Annotated in this window: 15 protein-coding genes; 5 read left to right on the forward strand and 10 right to left on the reverse strand. The window is 68.0% G+C overall.

What is annotated here, in order from left to right; genetic code table 11:
* Window positions 1-30: 30 nt before the first annotated feature.
* The 5 genes from AB0O71_RS08045 to AB0O71_RS08065 form a co-directional block, all read right to left on the reverse strand.
* A complete protein-coding gene (locus AB0O71_RS08045) occupies window positions 31-228 on the reverse strand; it encodes a hypothetical protein (RefSeq protein ID WP_363744041.1) in 198 nt (65 codons plus the stop codon).
* A gap of 62 nt (window positions 229-290) precedes the next feature.
* The gene (locus AB0O71_RS08050; RefSeq protein ID WP_363744044.1) at window positions 291-2786 is read right to left on the reverse strand and encodes a ComEC/Rec2 family competence protein; all 2496 of its coding nucleotides are present in this window, start codon (window positions 2784-2786) and stop codon (window positions 291-293) included.
* A 53-nt stretch (window positions 2787-2839) separates the two neighbouring features.
* Window positions 2840-3850 (reverse strand): ComEA family DNA-binding protein, encoded by a 1011-nt coding sequence (locus tag AB0O71_RS08055; RefSeq protein WP_363744046.1) that lies wholly within the window; start codon window positions 3848-3850, stop codon window positions 2840-2842.
* A 243-nt stretch (window positions 3851-4093) separates the two neighbouring features.
* A complete protein-coding gene (leuS, locus tag AB0O71_RS08060; protein ID WP_363744048.1) occupies window positions 4094-6634 on the reverse strand; it encodes a leucine--tRNA ligase in 2541 nt (846 codons plus the stop codon).
* 189 nt (window positions 6635-6823) lie between these two features.
* Complete coding sequence (locus AB0O71_RS08065; RefSeq protein WP_363744050.1) at window positions 6824-8254, reverse strand: anthranilate synthase component I family protein; 1431 nt, start codon at window positions 8252-8254, stop codon at window positions 6824-6826.
* Between the two features lie 34 nt (window positions 8255-8288).
* Here AB0O71_RS08065 and AB0O71_RS08070 point away from each other — a divergent pair, with 34 nt between their 5' ends.
* Window positions 8289-9011, forward strand: coding sequence for a maleylpyruvate isomerase N-terminal domain-containing protein (locus tag AB0O71_RS08070; RefSeq protein ID WP_363744052.1), 723 nt, complete (start codon window positions 8289-8291; stop codon window positions 9009-9011).
* Complete coding sequence (locus tag AB0O71_RS08075; protein ID WP_363744054.1) at window positions 9008-9838, forward strand: aminotransferase class IV; 831 nt, start codon at window positions 9008-9010, stop codon at window positions 9836-9838. Before AB0O71_RS08070 ends, AB0O71_RS08075 begins: the two co-directional genes overlap by 4 nt.
* On the opposite strand, the gene cydC is transcribed toward AB0O71_RS08075, so the two are convergent.
* From cydC to AB0O71_RS08095, 4 genes are all read right to left on the reverse strand, one after another.
* Window positions 9813-11528, reverse strand: a complete 1716-nt coding sequence (gene cydC / locus AB0O71_RS08080; protein WP_363744056.1) for a thiol reductant ABC exporter subunit CydC — start codon at window positions 11526-11528, stop codon at window positions 9813-9815. The two genes, AB0O71_RS08075 and cydC, sit on opposite strands and share 26 nt — an antisense overlap.
* A complete protein-coding gene (cydD, locus tag AB0O71_RS08085; protein ID WP_363744059.1) occupies window positions 11528-13234 on the reverse strand; it encodes a thiol reductant ABC exporter subunit CydD in 1707 nt (568 codons plus the stop codon). The genes cydC and cydD overlap by 1 nt, the downstream gene beginning before the upstream one ends.
* 105 nt (window positions 13235-13339) lie before the next feature.
* The gene (cydB, locus tag AB0O71_RS08090; protein WP_363744061.1) at window positions 13340-14368 is read right to left on the reverse strand and encodes a cytochrome d ubiquinol oxidase subunit II; all 1029 of its coding nucleotides are present in this window, start codon (window positions 14366-14368) and stop codon (window positions 13340-13342) included.
* 9 nt (window positions 14369-14377) lie between these two features.
* Window positions 14378-15832, reverse strand: coding sequence for a cytochrome ubiquinol oxidase subunit I (locus AB0O71_RS08095; protein WP_363744063.1), 1455 nt, complete (start codon window positions 15830-15832; stop codon window positions 14378-14380).
* 262 nt (window positions 15833-16094) lie between these two features.
* Here AB0O71_RS08095 and AB0O71_RS08100 point away from each other — a divergent pair, with 262 nt between their 5' ends.
* The 3 genes from AB0O71_RS08100 to AB0O71_RS08110 are packed head-to-tail and all read left to right on the forward strand — an operon-like array spanning window position 16095 to window position 18901.
* Window positions 16095-16778: a DedA family protein gene (locus AB0O71_RS08100; RefSeq protein ID WP_363744065.1), complete on the forward strand. Its 684-nt coding sequence runs from the start codon at window positions 16095-16097 to the stop codon at window positions 16776-16778.
* 9 nt (window positions 16779-16787) lie between these two features.
* Window positions 16788-17837, forward strand: coding sequence for a phosphatase domain-containing protein (locus AB0O71_RS08105; RefSeq protein ID WP_363744067.1), 1050 nt, complete (start codon window positions 16788-16790; stop codon window positions 17835-17837).
* The gene (locus tag AB0O71_RS08110; RefSeq protein WP_363744069.1) at window positions 17834-18901 is read left to right on the forward strand and encodes an FUSC family protein; all 1068 of its coding nucleotides are present in this window, start codon (window positions 17834-17836) and stop codon (window positions 18899-18901) included. Before AB0O71_RS08105 ends, AB0O71_RS08110 begins: the two co-directional genes overlap by 4 nt.
* A gap of 59 nt (window positions 18902-18960) precedes the next feature.
* Here AB0O71_RS08110 and AB0O71_RS08115 read toward each other — a convergent pair whose 3' ends face one another.
* Window positions 18961-19518 carry a YceI family protein gene (locus tag AB0O71_RS08115; protein WP_363744072.1) on the reverse strand — a complete coding sequence of 186 codons (558 nt, stop codon included), beginning with the start codon at window positions 19516-19518 and terminating at the stop codon, window positions 18961-18963.
* Between the last annotated feature and the right edge of the window lie 93 nt (window positions 19519-19611).

Consider the following 19611-nt stretch of genomic DNA (forward strand, 5'->3'; position numbering starts at 1 on the left):
ACCGTTCGAGCGGGCGCGGGATCGCGCAGGTTATCCGACGAGACCGCCGAAGAGCAGTGACACCATCATGGCCACGATGACCGAGTTGAAGGGGAACGCGAAGACCACGTTGATGCGGACCAGCGTCCAGGCCTTTCGCGATCGAACCCGCGCCGAGACTGTGGCTGCCATGGTCGAGAGCAGCACGGCGAGCGTGAGGTAGTCGGCAAATCGTGGCGCGCCCGGCAACTCGCGACCGTCAGCAACCCCAACGCGACGAACTGGGATTGTGTTGCCACAGGTACTCCCCACTACTCGCCGTCCTCGACCCAGATGTCGAGCGCGCCGGGCGCCCCGCTGACCGCGATCGCGCCCATCTGGTCGGTTCGCAGCACGGCCGTGCGCGAGCGCCGCAGACCAGCAATCGTCGACGGGGCCGGATGCCCGTAGGAGTTCTCCGCGCCCACCGAGATGAGCGCGACCTCCGCCGAGCTGGCGGCGAACACCCCGGGGTCGTGGTCTGCAGACCCGTGGTGCGCAACTTTGAGCACGTCGGCCTCGAGGCGAACACCGGTACGTTGCAGTGCGAGCTGCTCGTCCTCTCCCGTGTCGGCCAGCATGAGCACCGAGATGTCACCGGCTCTGACTCGAAGCACCAGGCTCGCCCCATTGGTGTCCGGCGGGGTCACGCCGGACTCTGGGGCGAGCACCTCCCATGACAGTCCGCCGACCGCGTCAGCCATTCCGCGTGTGCCGATCTGCGTGGGCACCTGCGCCGCATGGAGTTGTGCGAGCACCGGGCGCGCATCGCCGTCCTCCCGGTTGTTCGGGGCGACGATCGCTTGGTCCACACGGTCCAGGACCTCACTCAGCGCTCCGACGTGGTCGCGGTCGTCGTGAGTCAGCACGAGTATGGCGATGCGCTGCACGCCAAAGCGATCCAGGCAAGAGCCGAGCATCTCGCGATCGTCGCCGGTGTCGACGAGCATCACGGCCCCGGGGTTCTGCGGGTCGCGAAGCAGAAACGCATCGCCCTGACCGACATCGCAGGCGACCACGCTCCAGTCGTTCGGAATCGTGAGTCTCTCAGTCGTCGGAACGACGAGCGTCGGCCCGATGAATACTCCGATCGCGGCGCAGAGAAGACCCGAGATGCAGACGACGACGCGTCGGGGGCGCGGTAGCTTCCGCTCCCACGGCACCGGGCCGCTCGTCACAGGCGACTCGGCTCGCGCAACTGGACGTTCTTGGGCACCGCGCTCACCGAACCGCCGCTCCAGCAGCCACCACGCGACGAGCACCGCGGCTTCCACTGCTGCGAGCAGGAGCGCGCCGAACCAGCCGCCAGGCCACGCCCACCGTGCGCCGGGCAGCGCTGACGTGACTTCGGCCGTGGCCGCGATCCAGCGAGCCGGCAGGCTTCCCAGCCACACGAGCGCCGAGGCCGCCATCGGAGCCACGGGCGCGGCGAGCATCGCGAGGAGCCCGAGCCCAGTTCCCCAGGGCGCCGCCGGCGCCGCGAGAACGTTGGCGATGAAGCCGGCTGCGGGAAAGCCGGCTTGCACGAGGAGGAGCAGTGGTCCGCACGCGAACTGCGCTGCTACCGCGACGGCGATCGGAAGCCTCACCCATTTCGGACTCGGCACTGCACGCCCCAACGCCGCAGTGAGGTAGGGCACCCACAGCAGGATTCCGGCGGTCGCCGCGACGGAGAGCGCAAAACCCGGTTGCAGCGCCTGCCACGGATCTGCGACGAGGAGCACGAGGATCGCGAGCCCCAGTCCGGGAAGCGCAATCGCACGCTTCCCTCCGAACGAAGACAGCAGCACGACGCATGCCATGACGGCTGCCCGCTGGAGGCTCGGGTCGGGCCCTACGACGGTGACGAACCCCGCTAAGGCGAGACCGCCGAGCAGCAGTCTTCCGCGACGCGGAACGCCGAGCCAACCGGCCAAGGCGGTCATCGCGCCCACGACAAGGGCGCAGTTCGCACCGGATACCGCTACGAGATGTGTGAGCGAGCTCTCCTGCATCTTCGAATCGAGGCGCGCAGACACGAGCGATGTGTCACCCACCGCGAAGCCCGGGACGAGCTCTGCGCCCGCGATGCTCGAGGCCGCTTCGCGGAGCCCGACTCGGAGATGCGCCGCGAGTCGCGCTGTTCCGGTGCGCAACGAACCCCACGCTCCCGCCGCAAGGTCGTCGCGTGGTTGTTCGAAGGAAGCGATCCGTATCCCGTACCGCGCAGATGAACCAGGATCGAGGGCGACCAGCGTCCCCACGACGCGGAGCGGTGTGCCTGGGCCCCAGAGCAGGGCTCCTTCACTGTGCGAGGGGCCTGCCGGTCGCTCGTTCGATTCACCGCGGCGACTTCCTGGCGTCGCCTCCGAGATCGCCGCTGAACGTGCCGGCGAAACGGTCGGCGCAACGTCATCGTCGAACCAGAGCACAACGGGCATCTCACCGCGCTCAGAGTGCGCAGAGGCACGCACCCATGACGAACGATTGCCGCTCGAATCTGAGGAGCTTCTCGGAAACCCGCGCAACTCGAGATCGATGGTTTGCGCGCTCTGTCGTGCCGCAGCCTCGGCGAACTGCGGGTCCGCTCGAACGACTTCGAGCGCGTCGATTCGTGCGCTGAGGAGCACCAGCATCGCGCACCCCAGTGCGACGAACGGCAACAGCAGCCCGCCCCGTCGCGTGCGGACACACGCAATCCCGACGATCCCGACGGTGAGTGCCGCGAGCCCGAGCCAGCGGCCGCTTCCGGGAACCCCGATCGCACCCGCGACCAGTGCCCAGGCCAAGACTGCCGGAGCGAACACGCGCCATGTCCCGGGCGGGGACCGCGACGACTCGTTCATGGCACGACGAGATCTCTGAGGCCATCGAGGGTTTTCGTCCCGATGCCCGGCACTTCGAGCAATTGGTCGACCGCCGTGAATCCGCCGTTCGCGTCACGCCAATCAACGATCCGCTGCGCCAATGCCGGCCCGATGCGGGGCAGCGTGTCGAGGTCGGCAACGGTCGCCGCGTTCAAGGAGACCGTGCCCGCACCGGCGGATCCCGACTCTCCTCCGCCCGCCGATGCGGCTGCTGAGCTCTCCGCACCTCCTGCACCTTCTGCGCCTCCCGCACCTCCCGCACCTCCCGCGGCGAGCGACGGATTCGCCTTCCAGGCCTCGGCGAGTTCGGCGTCGGGCACCATCACCTGCTCCCCGTCGGCAACCGTGCGAGCGAGATTGACGACGTCGAGTACAGCACTCTGCGTCACCCCGCCAGCTGCGTCGAGCGCGTCGGCGACGCGCGATCCCGCTGGCAGTTCCACGACGCCGGCATCGTTCACCTCGCCGACCACGTGCACCATAACCGGCGCGCTCGACTGCTCCGCACTGGTAGCCCCCGGGTCGCCCCCGCCCGCGCGATCGGTCGAGTCGCCTTCGGTCCCGGCACCCTCGGCCGCTAGCTCTTCCACTGTGTCGCTTGCGTTCACCCGCGAAGCAGCAGGCGAGGGCGAAGACGCATCGGCGTGGACCCCGTGCCCGCGCGCCATCGTAATGCCGATCGCGATCGCGACTGCGGCGGTGAACACCACCACACCGACCAACACCGGAACTGCAACGCCCCGGCGGAGGCGCTCGCCGAGGCGCACATTCGGCTCCCACCGCAGTGCCGAGGTTCCGTCGGCTTTCGCCGTGTCGTTGACACGCCAGTGACCGCGGGACAGCACGGACTCACTGGTGAGGCGAGGCGTCTCGTCCGAGCTTTTCTCGTCCGAGATCTTCTCGTCTGGTAATTGAGGTACGTCGCCGGCAGGCGCGTCGTCCAGCGTGCTTCGCGCCGGTGATTCGAGTGCTTCGTGCGTTCGCATGCACTCACGCTAGAGCGGTGCACGGGCCGAGGAGCCGCGATCGCGCACACGGTGGAAAGCTGGCCATCGGCGACAGCTCGCAGCGCATTGTGAGCGACGATGTGCGCCCTCAGGAGGACGCCCGCGCCCACGTCCTCACCATCCTCTGCGAGCGGGGTCACTCTCGGTGCGTGTCGCGGGTCCGACACGCACGAAGAGTGACCCCGCTCGCAGAGGAGGAGGAGGAGGAGGAGGAGGAGGAGGTTAGGCGGCCGGCTTCGTCGCGATACTGACGATCTTCGGCACGCGCACGATCACGTTGACGACCTGTCGATCACCGATCGCGCGCTGCACCGCGGCAGACGCGCGGGCGGCCGCTTCGGCCTCGGCCTCCGACACCGACGCCGGCAGCGTCAGGCGATCCCGCACCTTGCCGTCCACCTGCACGACCATGGTGACCTCGTCTTCGACGAGCAATGCTTCATCGGCAACCGGCCACTCCACGAGCGCGACGCTCGGCTCGAACCCGAGCTTCGCCCACATGTCCTCGGCGGCATAGGGCGCGAAGAGCGAGAGGATGACGGTGATCGCCTCGGCCGACTCGCGCACCGCCGGATTCGCGGCGCCGACGCCCGAGTCGATCGTCTTGCGGGTCACGTTCACCTGCTCCATGAGGCGCGCGACGACCACGTTGAACTTGTAGGCCTCGATGAGCCCGGGCGCATCGGCGAGCAGGCGGTGCGTGGCTCTCCGGAGCCCGGCGTCGCCTTCGGAGAACGCTGCCCCGCGCGGCGCCCCCGCCGTCTGCACGTCGTCGACGACGCGCCAAGCCCGGGCGAGGAACTTCGCCGAGCCCTGCACCGATACGTCGGCCCAGTCGATGTCGTCTTCAGGCGGGCCCGCGAACGCGAGCGTCACGCGCAACGCGTCGGCGCCGTGCGCCTTGAGCTCGCTCGCGAACTCCACGAGATTCCCCTTCGACTTCGACATCTTCGCACCGTCTTGCAGCACCATGCCCTGGTTGAGCAGCGAGGTGAATGGTTCGTCGAAGTCGAGGTAGCCGAGGTCGTGCAGCACCTTCGTGATGAAGCGCGAGTACAGCAGGTGCAAGATGGCGTGCTCGACGCCGCCGGCGTACTGGTCGATCGGACCCCAGGCGTTGACCACCTCGGGGTCGAAGGCCCGCGTCGCATCGTTCGCTGACAAGAAGCGCAGGTAGTACCAGGAGCTGTCGACGAAGGTGTCCATCGTGTCGGGGTCGCGCGTCCAGGTCTCGCCGGTCTCGGGATCGACGACGGTCGCCCACTCCGTCGCGGCACCGAGCGGCGACGCTCCCTTCGGCTTGAGGTCCAGCCCCTCGGAGGCCGGCAGCTGAACGGGAAGCGCCTCGGAATCGACCGGGCGCATCTCGCCGTTCTCGTGATGGAGAATCGGGATCGGCGTGCCCCAGTAGCGCTGCCGCGAGATCAGCCAGTCGCGCAACCGGTACGTGGTCGACGCGCGACCGGTGCCGCGCTCCTCGAGCACCTCGATCGCACGGGCAATCGCCTCGCTCTTCGGCAGGTCATCGAGCTCGCCCGAGTTGACAAGCACCCCTTCGCCGGCCGTCGCGACGCCGCTCACCGCGGGATCGGGCAGGGCGGCGCCGTCAGCGTCGCGCACGTCGACCACCACGCGCACCGGCAGCTCGAACTTCAGCGCGAAATCGAGGTCGCGCTGATCATGCGCGGGCACCGCCATGATCGCGCCGTGCCCGTAATCGGCGAGCACGTAGTCGGAGGCCCACACCGGAATGCGTTCGCCATTAACCGGGTTCACTGCGAAGTGGTCGAGAAAGACGCCGGTCTTCTCACGATCCGCGCTCTGCCGCTCGATCTCCGTCTGCTTCTGCGTCTGGGCCAGGTACTCCTGGAAATTTGCGCGCACCTCTTCCGAGGCGCCGGCCGCGAGCTCCGCCGCCAGGTCGGCGTCGGGGGCGACCACCATGAAGGTCGCGCCGTGCAGCGTATCGGGGCGCGTGGTGAAGACCGGAACCTTCTCCTCACGGCCCTCGATCTCGAACTCGACCTCGGCCCCGCGCGAGCGCCCGATCCAGTTGCGCTGCATGTTGAGCACCTTGGTGGGCCACTGACCCTCGAGCGCGTCGAGGTCGTCGAGCAGGCGATCCGCGTAGTCGGTGATGCGGAAGTACCACTGCGTCAGCTTCTTCTTCACGACCATGGCGCCCGAGCGCTCGGAGGTGCCGTCCGCGAGCACCTGCTCGTTCGCGAGCACCGTCTGGTCCACGGGATCCCAGTTGACCCAGCTCGCCTTGCGGTACGCGAGGCCCTTCTCGTACATCTTCAAGAAGAGCCACTGGTTCCACTTGTAGTACTCGGGGTCGCTCGTGTGGAGCACTCGGCTCCAGTCGAAGGAAGGCGCGTAGAGGCGGAACGAGGCCTTCTGCTGAGCGATGTTCGCGTACGTCCACTCGCGAGGATCCACCCCGCGCTTGATGGCCGCGTTCTCGGCCGGCAGCCCGAAGGAGTCCCACCCGATCGGGTGCAGCACGTCGTAGCCGCGTCCGCGCCAGTAGCGCGCGAGCACGTCGCCGAAGCAGAACGCTTCTGCGTGCCCCATGTGCAGATCGCCCGAGGGGTACGGGAACATGTCGAGCACGTACTTCTTGGGGCGCGCCGCCCCGGGTGCGGAGGCGCCCTCGGTGTCGACCTCGAACGGCTTCAGCTCGTCCCACACGGGAAGCCAGCGATCCTGGATCGCCTGGAAGTCATAGCCCTCGGCGTCGCGCTCCTGCTGCTCGGTCACACATACCTCGATCTCGGTTCGAATCGCCCGCGTTCGCGAGCGCACACTTCCGACCAGAATACCCGGTAACGAGATTGCGGGGCGCCCGGCGCCACCCCCTTCCTCGCGGATCGGCGTCGAAATCCGGGCACCGGCGATCGCCGAACACCCCAGATTTCGCCCCCGATCCTGCAAATATCGGATCGCGCGTCAGGGTGCAGGGTCCGCCACGAGCGGCACGAGCGGCACGAGCGCGTCGAGCAGCGCGGCGGCCTTGAGGTGCTTCTCCGCGACCTCATCGGCGGCGACGGAATCGATGGTGATGCCTCCCCCAGCGCCGACAGTGGCTGCCGGCCGGTCGCCCCGCCGCATCTCGACGCTGCGAATCGTCATCGCGAGCTCCGCGTCGCCCCGGCGATCGATCCACCCGAAGCACCCCGAGTAGAACCCGCGCGGCCCGCCCTCCAACCGCTGCAGCAGCTGCACGGCCCGGAGCTTCGGGGCACCCGTCATCGAACCGCCGGGAAACGCGGCGACGATGGCGTCCCAGATGCCCTGGCCGCCCGCCAACGTGCCGGATACCGTGCTCACAAGCTGATGCACGTGCGCGTGGGTCTCGACATCGAGAAACCGGTCGACGCGCACCGAGCCCGGCTCGCACACGCGACTCAGGTCATTGCGCATCAGGTCGACGATCATCAGGTTCTCCGCGCGCTCCTTCGGATCGGCCGCGAGTGCCGCCGCGAGCGCACGATCGCTGCTCGGCGACCCTCCCCGACGACGGGTGCCCTTGATCGGGTGCGTCGAGACCGTCGCACCGCGGACCGACAGGAATCGCTCTGGGCTCGCGCTCACGAGCACGTGCGAGCCCGCGTCGATGATGCCACCCCGCACCGGTGCTCTCGACGCACCCAGGCGTCGGTACACCTCGATGGCGTCGAACACGCCCGCGGCCTCGGCGGTGTCGGTGAGGCAGAGCACGTAGGCGTCGCCCTCTCGAATGGCGTCCCGGCAGCGTTCGACCGCCGCAGCGTAGGCGCCATCCCCGCTGCGCCACTGGGCCGGGGCGGATTCGGGATCAGACGCCCGCGCCCGCATCTCAGCTCCGCGCTCCCGGACGCGCAGATGCTCTCCGTGCTCCGCGAGCCACGCGTCGACCGCGGCCGTGCTCGGTCCACGCAGTTCGACGGCTCCCGAGTCGTGGTCGACCGCTACCACCACGTCGCACCGAAGTGCAACGGCAGCAGGGCCGGCAGGGTCGGCAGGGGCGGCAGGGAGTCCGGGCTCCGCATCCGACGCCACAATCGGCTCGAGGAGCGCGACACCGAATTCATAGGTGAGCGCAACCACCCATCCTCCATCGAAACCTCGGTGCGGGCCAGGCATCCTGTCATCGGCATGCGCCCGATTTCCGGTCGCGCGCCGCATCGCGTCGAGATACGCGCGTTCGTCCCCGGGCACAGCGAGGCGCACCTCGCTCGCGATCCCGAGCGTCGACACCCGCGGCTCCCCCGGCGCTGCCCCGGCTCCGTCAAACCAGAACCAGGGCGACCCGGCTTCGGCGAAGCTGCGTGCGATCTCGGCGGCGCTCACGCGCGCACGCACGGCGCGAGCGGCCGGTTTACGCGTCGGGTCGGGCATCGTCTCAGCGTACCGCCGGTGCTACGCTCACGACATGCACGGGGCAGATGAGGTCGTTCAGTCGCGAACGGAATTCGCTGCGGCCACCGCGTGGGCGGTGAGCGTCGTCGACGCCGTGCCCGCCACCCTCTGGGGTTCGCCGGGACTCGGCGATTGGGACCTGCGTGCGCTCGTCGGGCACACGAGTCGCGCGCTCCTCACGGTCGAGCGGGGGCTGGCCGAGCCGCTCAAGGTCGATCTCGTCGGGGGCGCGGAGCAGTACTTCGCCCGAGCGGCCGACGCGACTGCGGCGAGCGGCACTTCGGTAAGCGCGCGCGGCGTCGAGGCGGGCGCGGCGCTCGGGGAAGACCCCGCCCTGCGCTTCGCCGAGATCGCTGCCCGCGTGCTCGGCTCCGTGCGAGACGCCGGCGACCCGATCGTCGGCACCATTGTCGGCGGCATGCGCTTGAGCGCGTACCTGCGGACTCGCACCTTCGAGCTGATCGTGCACGGTCTCGACATCTGCGAGGCGGTGCGTGCCGCGACTGACGCCGCGAGCACGCGAGTGGGTAGGCCTGACGAGCTCGCCGATCCTCCGACCACTCCGCTCCTGAGCGCAATGCGGCTCGCGGGAGCCCTCGCGGTAGGCAACGGAGACGGCCAGGAGGTGCTGCGCGCCCTCACGGGACGGAGTCCGCTACGACCGGGTTACACCGTGCTCGCGCAGCCGCGTGGAGGTCGCAGCGCGAGCGCCGAGACTCAGGACCGGGCTCAGTGACACTGGAGAGCGGCGCCCACGAGGTCACCGGCAGGCTCCTCGCGGCCGACTCGTTCCGCGTGCGCGGCACGGTGAGGGGCGGAGAACCGGGCGCACACGTCGGCGCACCCGCCGGCGCAGCGGCGCGCGGTTTCACGCGCCACATCGAGCGCTTCGCGCGGACGGCCCACGCCGCTTGGCTCGACGTGTCGCCAGAGGCGAACCCCGCGGAGGTCAGAGGTCGCGTCTCCGCGTTCCTCGATTCGGCGCGGACCCGTCTCGCGAGGAGCGGTGACGGGTTTCCTCGGTTCGAACTGTGGGAACCCGACCCGAGCGACGGCATTCGCGAACCCCGACTCGCTCTCGCGATCCGGAAGCTGCCGCAGTTGCAGCTCACGATCGCACTCCGATCGGGTCCGAGCGGGCCGCTGCCTCGCGCTCGCAGCAAGGGGCCCAACATCGCCCGGTATGCCGCACTCAGGCACGAGCTCGGGGCCGAGCCGCTCCTCCTCGATCGCGAAGGTCGTGTGCTCGAGGGAGCGACGACCAGCCTGATCTGGTGGAGCCGCGAAACGCACCGGGGCGCCGTTTCTGCGCTCCCCGACCGCGTTCCGTCGGTCACGGAAGCGCTCATCCGCGATGCTGCCGAGCTCGAGCCGCGGGTCGCAACGCTGAACGAGCTGCTGCACCACGAGGTCTGGGCGGTCAACGCCCTCCACGGCATCCGACCGGTATCGCACATCGACGGCGCCCGGTGCGCACCGCACGATAAGGAACGGCTGGCGCACTTCCGCGAGATGCTCGATCGCCGCTGGGAGCCGATCACAGATCCACGCGCGAGGCGCTGATCTCCTGCGGCAGCTCGGTATGGGTGATGAGGATCACCGCCCGATCATCGGGCACTGCCCCCAGCAGGTCGAGCACCAGTCGGTCGGCGAGTTCGCGATCGACGCCCGCGGTCGGCTCGTCGAGCACGACGACCGGGAAATCGGCCAGAATGGCGCGGGCGAGCGCGATCCGCTGCGCCTGACCGCCGGAGATCCATGCTCCGTCCGCACCGAGCCGAGCATCGAGGCCGCCGCGCTCGAGCGCCCAGTCGGCGAGGCCGACGCGATCCAGCACGGCCCAGAGATCGTCATCACTCGCGGTACCGCGGTCCACGCTGTCGCGGGCGAACTTGAGATTCTGGCGCAGATCGGAGTCGAAGAGGTAGGGCCGCTGCTCGCAGAGGCCGACGACCTCGCGCACGGCGTCGGCAGGCAGCGCCCGCGCATCGAGGCCTCGCACACGGTACTCCCCGCGCGATTCGAGGAATCTCACGAGGGCGAGCGCGAGGGTGCTCTTGCCCGCTCCGCTCGCACCGCGCACGACGAGCGTCTCGCCCGCATCGAGAACGAAATCGACGCCGCTGATCGCATCGCTCGCGGCCCCCGGGTACCTGGCGGCGAGCCCACGCACTTCGAGCAGCGGCGCTCCGACGACGGGGGCCCGTGTCGCTTCGCGCTCCGTCGGCATCTGCTCATCAGCCTCGGGCGTGTCGGCGACGAGTTCGCTCGGCAGCGCGCCCTCCGTGAGATCGGCGACGCGATCGGCGCTCGCCTGCACCGTGCGCCGGGCAGAGAGGGCTGCGGGAATCTGCGCGAAGACCTCGAAGACGGCGGCGGGAACGACGACGGCAGCAGCGAAGAGCGGCGCGGAGAGCCCGTCCCCCAACGTCGGCAGCATCACGACGATTGCGAGGAGCGAGGCCGCCCCAGCAGCGCACCCGAGCACCGCAGCCGTGAGGCCGGCCGAGCGCGCACGGCGGAGCTGGAGGGTGGCGAGTCGCTGCTCGGCGGCGGCGATCCGCGCGCGCTGCATCTCGACGGCGTCGAAGGCCACGAGCACCTCGCTGGCCGAGAAGCGCTCGAGCAGTGCGTCGACGACCGCGGCTCGTGCGGCGCTCAGCTCCCGATCCTGCGCGCCGGAGAGCCGGCTCGCCAGCACGACCGACAGGCCCCCGCCGAGCACGAGCGCTCCGAGCAGCACGAGCGCGGCCGGCACCGATATGAGTGCGACGACCATCACGCTCAGACCCGTGACGATGCCGCTCACGATGAGCGGCTGGCGCACCCGCAGTGCTTCGTCTTGCAGCTGGTCCACGTCGTCGACGAACGCTGCGAGCACTTCTCCCCGCCGGTGCGATTCCAGCGCGCCCGGCACCCTCGGCACGAGTGACGCGAAGGTGCGCGACCGCAGCACGGCGAGCTGGGCGAGCGCCGCATCGTGGCTCGTGAGCCGCTCGGCGTACCGGAAGGCGGCGCGACCGATCGCGAGCGCTCGCACGCCGACGATCGCGAACGTGAGATGGAGGATCGGGGGCTGCTCCCCCGCCCGCACGATCAGCCACATGCTCAGCCCGAGCAGGCCGACGACGCTCGCATCTGCCAGCACACCGAGCAGAACGCCGGGAAGGCGTCGCGACCCGCTCGGCAACGCCCGATCGAGTACCGTGCGCCGCTGCTGACGGGTGACCGCTTCGGTCTGCATCGCGCGCATCAGGCGTTCACCACCGCAACGCTCGGCTCCGGATGACTCGCGTCGATGCGCACGACGCGGTCGGCTGCCCGGTGCACCGCTTCCCGGTGACTGACGACGAGCACGGCGCGCCCGGCGTCTGCCTCCGCGCGAAGGGCGGCGCACACCAGCGCCTCGCTCGACGAGTCCAAGGCAGAGCTGGGCTCATCGAGTACGAGCGCGCCGCAGTCGAGCCGCCATGCTCGATACAGCGCCCTGGCCACGGCGATGCGCTGAGCTTGACCACCGGAGACGCCGGCACCTGCGACGCCCAGTTCGAGGCCGAGGTCGAGGTGCTCGAGACCGACGGCGTCGAGCGCGCGCCGCGCGAGCGCGCGATCGGGTTCGCCTGAGCCGAGCGCCACGTTCTCGGCGATACTGCCGTGCAGCAGGCCGGGACGCTGGCCCGACCACGCGAGTGCACCGGGTGCCAGAAGACGCCCGCGGATCGGCTCGACGAAGCCCAGCAGCGCCGCGACCAACGTCGATTTCCCGGCGCCGGATGGTCCGGACATCGCCACCATCTCTCCTGGAGCCACATCGAACGAGACGGGGCCGACGACGCGCCGGCCTCCACGGGCGACGCTGACCGCGTCGAAGCTCAGGCCGAGCTGCCGCCCGTCCGCGGATCGCCGCACGTCGCGGGTGCCGTCGTCCTCCCGGGATGCTGCGCCGTTCAGGCGCGAATCCGCTCCCTCGATGATCTCGAAGACCCGCGACGCAGCCGCCAGGCCTTCGGTCGACGCGTGGAATGCAGCGCCCACCTGCCGGATCGGAACGAAGGTCTCGGGGAGCAGCAGCAGTACGAAGAGCCCGAGCCCGAGCGGGAATTCTCCACTCACCAGCCGAGTGCCGACCGTCACTGCGACGAGCGCGATCGAGAAAGTGCCGGCGAGATCGAGCACGAACCCTGAGAGGAAGGTGACGCGCAGCACGCTCATGGTGCGCGAGCGGTACTCATCGGTCTCGCGGGCGATGCGCGCGACCTGCCGATCCTGCCTGCCGAAGATCCGAAGGGTGGCGAGGCCGGCAACGACGTCTAGGAATGACGAGGAGAGGCGCTGCAATTGATCCCACTGCCGATCCTGTACGGCCTGGGTCGCGAGACCGATGAGGATCATGAAGACCGGGATGATCGGGAACACCACGACCACGATCAGCCCGCTCAGCGGATCTGCGAGCAGTACGGCGAGGATGAGGATGGGCGTGGCGACACCGGTGAGCAGGAGCTGCGGGATGTACCCGGAGAAGTACCCGTCGAGCGCGTCCAGCCCTCGGCCGAGCGACGTCGCCAGTGCGGCATCGCCCGGCCCGTCATCCCGCTGGGGCGAGCGGGCGTCGAGCGCATCGAGCGCCGCGGCTCGGAGCTGAGATTTGACGCGCACCGCACCGCGCGCCGCGACGGCGTCCATGCCCCAACCGGCGATGGAACGCACGCATACGGCGGCCAGCGCGCCGAGCATGAGCCAGGGAAGCTGACCGGTATCGAACGCTCCCTCGTCGATTCTGCCCCGCACACCTGGAATGCCGTCCATCACGGGAAGGGCTGCAGCGGTGACTGCCTGCGCCAGGCACCACGCCCAGGCCAGCACCGCGCAGGTGCGCAGCAGACCGAGCCCGGCGCCGATGATCAGCACACCGCGCGCAGCGCGCGCATAGCGGAGCAGTCTCGGGTCGAAGGGTTTCACGAGGTTCCTGAGTGTCGATGGGCGGAGGAGTCACCACCGCTCGAGGCAGTCTACGGGAGCCCGGGGCTTCACATCAGATGAAACCCCGGGCCGATCGGAGGGACGCTAGTGCGCCCCCACCGGGATCGCCTCCCGCGTGAGGCGCTTGCGGAAGATCCAATACGTCCACGCCTGGTATGCGAGCACGAGCGGCAGGGTGAAGACCGCAACCCACGTCATCAGTTCGAGCGTCTTCTGCGAACTCGCGGCACCGACGATCGACATGGAGTACGAGGGGTCGATGCTCGATGCCATGAGGTTCGGGAACATGGCCATGAAGATCGCGAGCAGTGCGAACGCGATCGCGATCGCGTTGCCCGTGAACGCCCACCCCTCGCGTCCCACGAGATTCGCCACCCAGCCACCGATGAGTGCGACTGCGGCGACTGCCGAGCAGAGCACGATCACCCACAGCGTCGGGCTATCGACGTGCTGCATGATCGTCCAACCGAGGAAGGTCGCTCCAGCGAGGATAGCCGCAGCGCCCACCTTCGTCGCGAGGGAACGCGCGCCCTCCCGCATGTCACCTGCAGTCTTCAGCGAGATGAAGACCAGGCCGTGCGCGAACGTGATGAGGAGCATCGTGAGTCCGCCCAGCAGGCCGTAGGGGTTCAGCAGGGTGAGCAGGGTGCCCTGGTAGATCCAGCCGCCGTTCTCCATCGGGGCAATCGGCAGCCCCTGCGCGAGGTTGGCGAACGCGACGCCCCACAGCAGCGGCGGCACCACCGAACCCCAGAAGATGAACTGATCGAACCACCTGGTCCATTCGCGACCCTTGCCCTGGTGCCGGTACTCGAACGAGACCCCGCGCAGAATCAGGGCGACGAGGATCACGAGGAGCGCCAGGTAGAAGCCGGAGAACATCGTCGCGTACCACTCGGGGAACGCGGCGAAGAGCGAGGCGCCCGCGACGATGAGCCACGTCTCGTTGAGATCCCAGACGGGACCGATCGTGTTGATGATGAGGCGGCGATCCCGATCGTCCCCACCGAGAAACGGGAGCGACATGCCGACCCCGAAATCGAAGCCGTCGAGCACGAAGTAGCCGATGAGCATCGCTCCGACGATGAAGAACCAGAGTGTGGTGAGTTCCATGTCCGTCTCCTAGTAGACCGTGGCGAGCTGCTGGTGGTCGGCGTCGCCCGGCTTGCCGTCGGCACCCGAGCTCAGTGCGATCTCGGGCGGGCCCTCTTTCGCCGCCTTCGTGATGAGCTTGAATTCGACGACGGCGAGGGCGCCGTACACGATCGTGAAGACGAGCAGGGAGATGAGCACCGCCCACCCGGGCACGCCCGGCGACACCCCCTGCTCCGTGGTCATCACTCCGAAGACGATCCACGGCTGGCGGCCCATCTCGGTGAAGACCCACCCGACGAGCGACGCGAGCATCGGCAGCGGCGCCGTCCAGATCGCAACCTTCCAGACCCAGTCGGGAAGATCCATGTTCTTCCGGGTGATCCAGAGCCCCACGACCGAGACGAGCGCCGCGAGTGCGCCGAGGCCGATCATCCAGCGGAATGCCCAGTAGGTGACCCAGATGATGGGTGCGAACTGGCCGTCGGTCGGGCACGTCAGCAGCGAGTCGGCGCCGCAGTACTGAGCGGTGTACTCGGCCTGCAGATCGCGGATGCCCTCGACGGAGCCGTTGAACGTTCCATTCGAGAGGAAGGACAGGAGGTAGGGGATGCGGATCGAGAAGATCTCGTGGGCCCCATCGGGGGTGCCCAGGCTGAACACGGAGAACGATGCATCGGCGCCCGAGGCGTTTTCGTAGAGCGCTTCTGCAGCAGCCATCTTCATCGGCTGCGTCTCGGTCATCACCATGCCGAGCGAGTGGCCCGTGAGCCCGACGCCCATGAAGGCCGCGATATTCGTCCATGCGCCGAACTTGAGCGCCGTGCGCATCTCGTCGAGGTACTGGCCCCGGCGCAGATGCCAGGCGGCGGTCGAGACGACGACGACTCCCGCGAACATCACCGCGGCGAAGATGGTGTGCGGAAACTGCGTCACGGCGACCGGATTCGTGAGCACCGCCCCGATGCTGTCGAGTTCGGCACGCCCGCGCTCCTCGTTGATGGTGAATCCATCAGGATTCTGCATGAATGCGTTCGCAGCGAGGATGAAATAGGCCGAGGCGACGGTGCCGAGCCAGACGAACCAGATCGTCATCAGATGGATCTTCTTCGGCAGCTTGTCCCACCCGAAGATCCACAGCCCGATGAATGTCGCTTCGAAGAAGAAGGCGATGAGGCCTTCCATCGCCAATGGGGCGCCGAAGATATCGCCGACGAAGCGGGAGTAGTTCGACCAGTTCATGCCGAACTGGAACTCCTGCACGATGCCGGTCACGACGCCCATCGCGAAGTTGATGAGGAAGATCTTGCCGAACAGGCGGGTGAGGCGCAGGTATTTGATCTTGCCCGTCTTCACCCACGCGGTCTGCAGGATGGCGACGAGCAGGCACATGCCGATCGTCAGTGGAACAAAGATGAAGTGGTACAGCGTCGTCAACCCGAACTGCCATCGCGATAGCGTCAGGGGATCAAAGAACTCGTTCATGTAACGCTCCAGAACGAAGGTCGCGCGCCCCACCAAGGGTGCACTCCCTTAGTGAGATCCGCTACGAGATGTAATTCTCGCCGGAGCCATCGGCTGGATGCCGACTGACTCGATTTTACCGTTTCTGTGAGTTTCCTGCGAATCTGATTCGGTTTCGAAGCATATTTCACTCGGCGCCGAACGGTATATCTCTCGACGTCGAGCCAGTGGTGCATGCCCCGCTCAGCGCGCTTCTCGAGCCACCGTCGTTACACTCAGTGGCGTGACCGAATTCCTGAGCACGCTGATCGAATGGATCCGCGATTTGGATCCGATCCTGCGCACGCTGCTCGCTGGCTTCGGCATGATGCTTGAGACGTCGATCTTCGTCGGCCTCGTGGTCCCGGGAGACACCATCGCTCTGGTGTCGGCCATCGGAGTGACCTCCCCGGCGCAATACGTGTGGCTCGTCGTCGCACTGATCATGGGCGCCGTGGCCGGAGAGAGCATCGGCTTTTTCCTGGGGCGATGGGTCGGTCCTCGAATTCGAGCCAGCCGTGCGGGGCGCAAACTCGGCGAGCGCAATTGGCGCATTGCCGAGCACTACCTTGGCGAACGCGGTGGAATCGCCGTGTTCTTGTCACGATTTCTTCCCGTACTCCACTCGCTCGTGCCGCTGACCGCGGGCATGGCCGGAATGCGATACGCGCGATTTCTCGCCTGGACCGCGTCGGCGAGTGTCGTGTGGTCTGTCATCGTGGTGTCGCTCGGCGTCGGAGCTGCAGCTGGATACGATCAGCTCGCGGCGCGGGTCAAAGGGGCCGGGTTCGTGTTCGCCGGGCTGGCCGCGCTGGTCGCTCTCGCCATCTGGGGAGTCAAGAAGTGGTTCTTGCGACGCGAGCAGCGGCATCTCGATGCGGCAAGCTCGGCGGGGGCGCCTGATGATCCGCACACCCCGACGCCCTAGACTGTCCGGGTGACTTCGCCGCCCCAGCCAGACCATCGACCCCGTTTCGCGGCTCGCCTGGAGGATTGGCTGCACGTGCGCCGCGCTCGACGCGCCATCTCGCGCGGCAAAAAGCCCTCGGTGATTCCCTACATCGGGTACGGCACCGATGAATGGGTGCGCATTCTCGGTCGAGTGCTCTACCTGCGCCCCGAAAGCCGCGAGCACACGCGCTTCCGACCCGACGTGGCCGAGGTGTCGCGCGTGCGAGGTTGGCGCACGTTCACGAGCCTGTCGGTGCCGCACCAGACCGTGCGGGTACTCATCGACGGCGAGCCGGTCACCGAGGTGACGGCCGATCGCGGTGGCGTGATCGACGCCATCGTCCCGGTGCGCCTCGACCCGGGCTGGCACACCGTCACCCTGCAAGCGGGCGACAGCGAGGCCGCAGACGCGCCGGTCAACGTCGTCGACCCTCAGGCCGAGTTCGGGGTCATCTCCGACATCGACGACACCATCCTGCTCACGGCGCTCCCCCGACCGTTCGTGGCAGCCTGGAACAGCTTCGTGCTCGACGAACACGCGCGGTCGGCGACGCCCGGCATGGCGGTGATGCTCGACCACCTCATGGCCGAGCACCCGGGATCGCCCGTGGTCTATCTCTCCACCGGCGCCTGGAACGCGGCTCCCGCGCTGAGCCGCTTCCTCGCACGCAATCTGTATCCCATGGGACCGTTGCTCCTCACTGACTGGGGCCCGACCCACGACCGCTGGTTCCGCAGCGGTCGCGAACACAAGCGCCGTGAGTTGCGAAGAATCGTGCGAGAGTTCCCGGGAATCAAGTGGATCCTGATCGGCGACGACGGCCAGCACGACGAAGCCCTCTATCACGAGTTCGCGACGGCCCATCCCGAGAGCGTCGCCGCCGTACTCATCCGCCAGCTCTCCGTCGGCGAAGCCGTGCTCGCCGGCGGCCGATCGAAGGCCCGTCTGCACCGGAGCACCAGCGGTGTGCCGTGGGTCTACGGCCCTGACGGTGCGACACTGCGCGAGGAGCTGCGCAAGCTGGGACTTCTGTGACCGGTCCTGTCACCCGACCCTGGCGCCGGTTCGAACGCGATCTCACCGGCCGATTCATGGTGGCGGTGCGACCCGCCTGGTGGCAGCTGGCCAAGGGCGCGGCCGCGGCGATCCTGACCTGGTTCATCTGCCTCGCCATCTTCCCCGAGCAGCTTCCCATCTTCGGGGCGATCGCAGCACTGATCGTGATGCAAGACAACGTCGATCAGTCGCTCACCCGCGGCATCGAACGAGTCGTCGGCGTGCTCGTGGGCGTGGGCGTCGCCATCGGCGCCGGGGCGCTCTTCGGACCGCAATCGTGGTTGTTCATCGCCGCCATCATCGTCGCGATGGGTGTGGGCTGGCTGCTGCGCATGACGCCTTCGGCCGCCAACCAGGTGGCGATCAGTGCGCTGCTGATGATCGCTCTCGGCGGCCTCCAACTGCATTACGGCGCCGAGCGGCTCATCGAAACTGCGATCGGCGCGGCGATCGGCGTACTTCTGAATGCGCTCGTGATCGCTCCGGTCAGCACCTCGTCAGTGCACCTCGCGATCGTCGACCTCACGCAGCACTCAGCGGAGGTGCTGCGCCGCATCGCCGACGCACTCGATGAGCCCCGCAATCGACCGTGGCTCGCGGAGATGCTCGCCGATGCACGCGGGCTGCAAGACGAGCGAACGCGGGTGCACGCGCTGCTGCGTCAGGCACGAGAGAGCCTCCGATTCAACCCGCGCAGCAGACGCTACCGCGAGGGCCTCGCAGAAGACGACGCGCAGTTCGAGCGCCTGCAGCGGATCGTCACGCAGATCGTAGGCATGGCGCGGGCGCTCGCAGACCTGTACGATCCCGAGCTGACGGAAGATCCCTTTGTTACGGGAATGGCGGAGGAGATGCGCCGCGCAGCGCACGATCTCGAACTGCTCGCCGAGCCCGGGTCAGAGGCCCAGGGCGAGCCAGGAGCGTTCGCGCTGACGACGCCACTCACCATTCCGCGGCCGAATGAGCGACACTGGGTGCTCATCGGGTCATTGATGGAGGATCTGCGCCGCGTGCGCGGACGCATCACCGGCGAACTCGACTGAAACGACGAATCGCCGCCCCGCATGCGCGGAGACGGCGATTCGAACGTGCGTGGTGTCGACTACTTGACGAGAGCCGCCTGCACGTCCAGGGTGATCGTCACATCGGAACCGAGCAGCAGGCCGCCCTTCTCGAGCGGAGCGTTCCAGGTCAGACCGAAGTCCTCGCGCTTGACACGGGTGGTGGCGGTGAAGCCTGCCTTGTAGTTGCCGTATGCGTCCTCGCCGAACCCGCCGAACTCGAAGTCGAAGGTCACGGGCTTCGTCACGCCGCGGAGCGTCAGGTCGCCGTCGACGAAGAAGTCGCCGTTCTCCTCGCGCACACCGGTCGATACGAAGGTGAGCTTGGGGAACTCATCGGCAGCGAAGAAGTCTCCGGTAGCGAGGTGCCCGTCACGGTTCTTCTCGTTCGTGTTGACCGAAGCGACGTCGGCACTCGCGGTCACGCTCGACTCGAGCGGATTCTCTGCGGTCGTGAAGGTCGCCTCAAAGGTCTCGAACTTTCCCTTGACCTTGCTGATCGCGAGGTGGCGTACGGAGAAGCCGACCTCGGAGTGCGTGGGGTCGACGGCCCACGTTCCCACGCGGTACCCGGGGATCTGCTCTGCAGTGATTGACATGTCGTGCCTTTCGTTCGAATGTTCGAGGTCCGATGAGCACAACTAATACATGCAAACGAATATTCCCGTGCGAGCAGAAACTTTTCCGCGCGC

Source organism: Leucobacter sp. NPDC077196, from assembly GCF_040687075.1.
Taxonomy (GTDB): Bacteria; Actinomycetota; Actinomycetes; order Actinomycetales; family Microbacteriaceae; genus Leucobacter.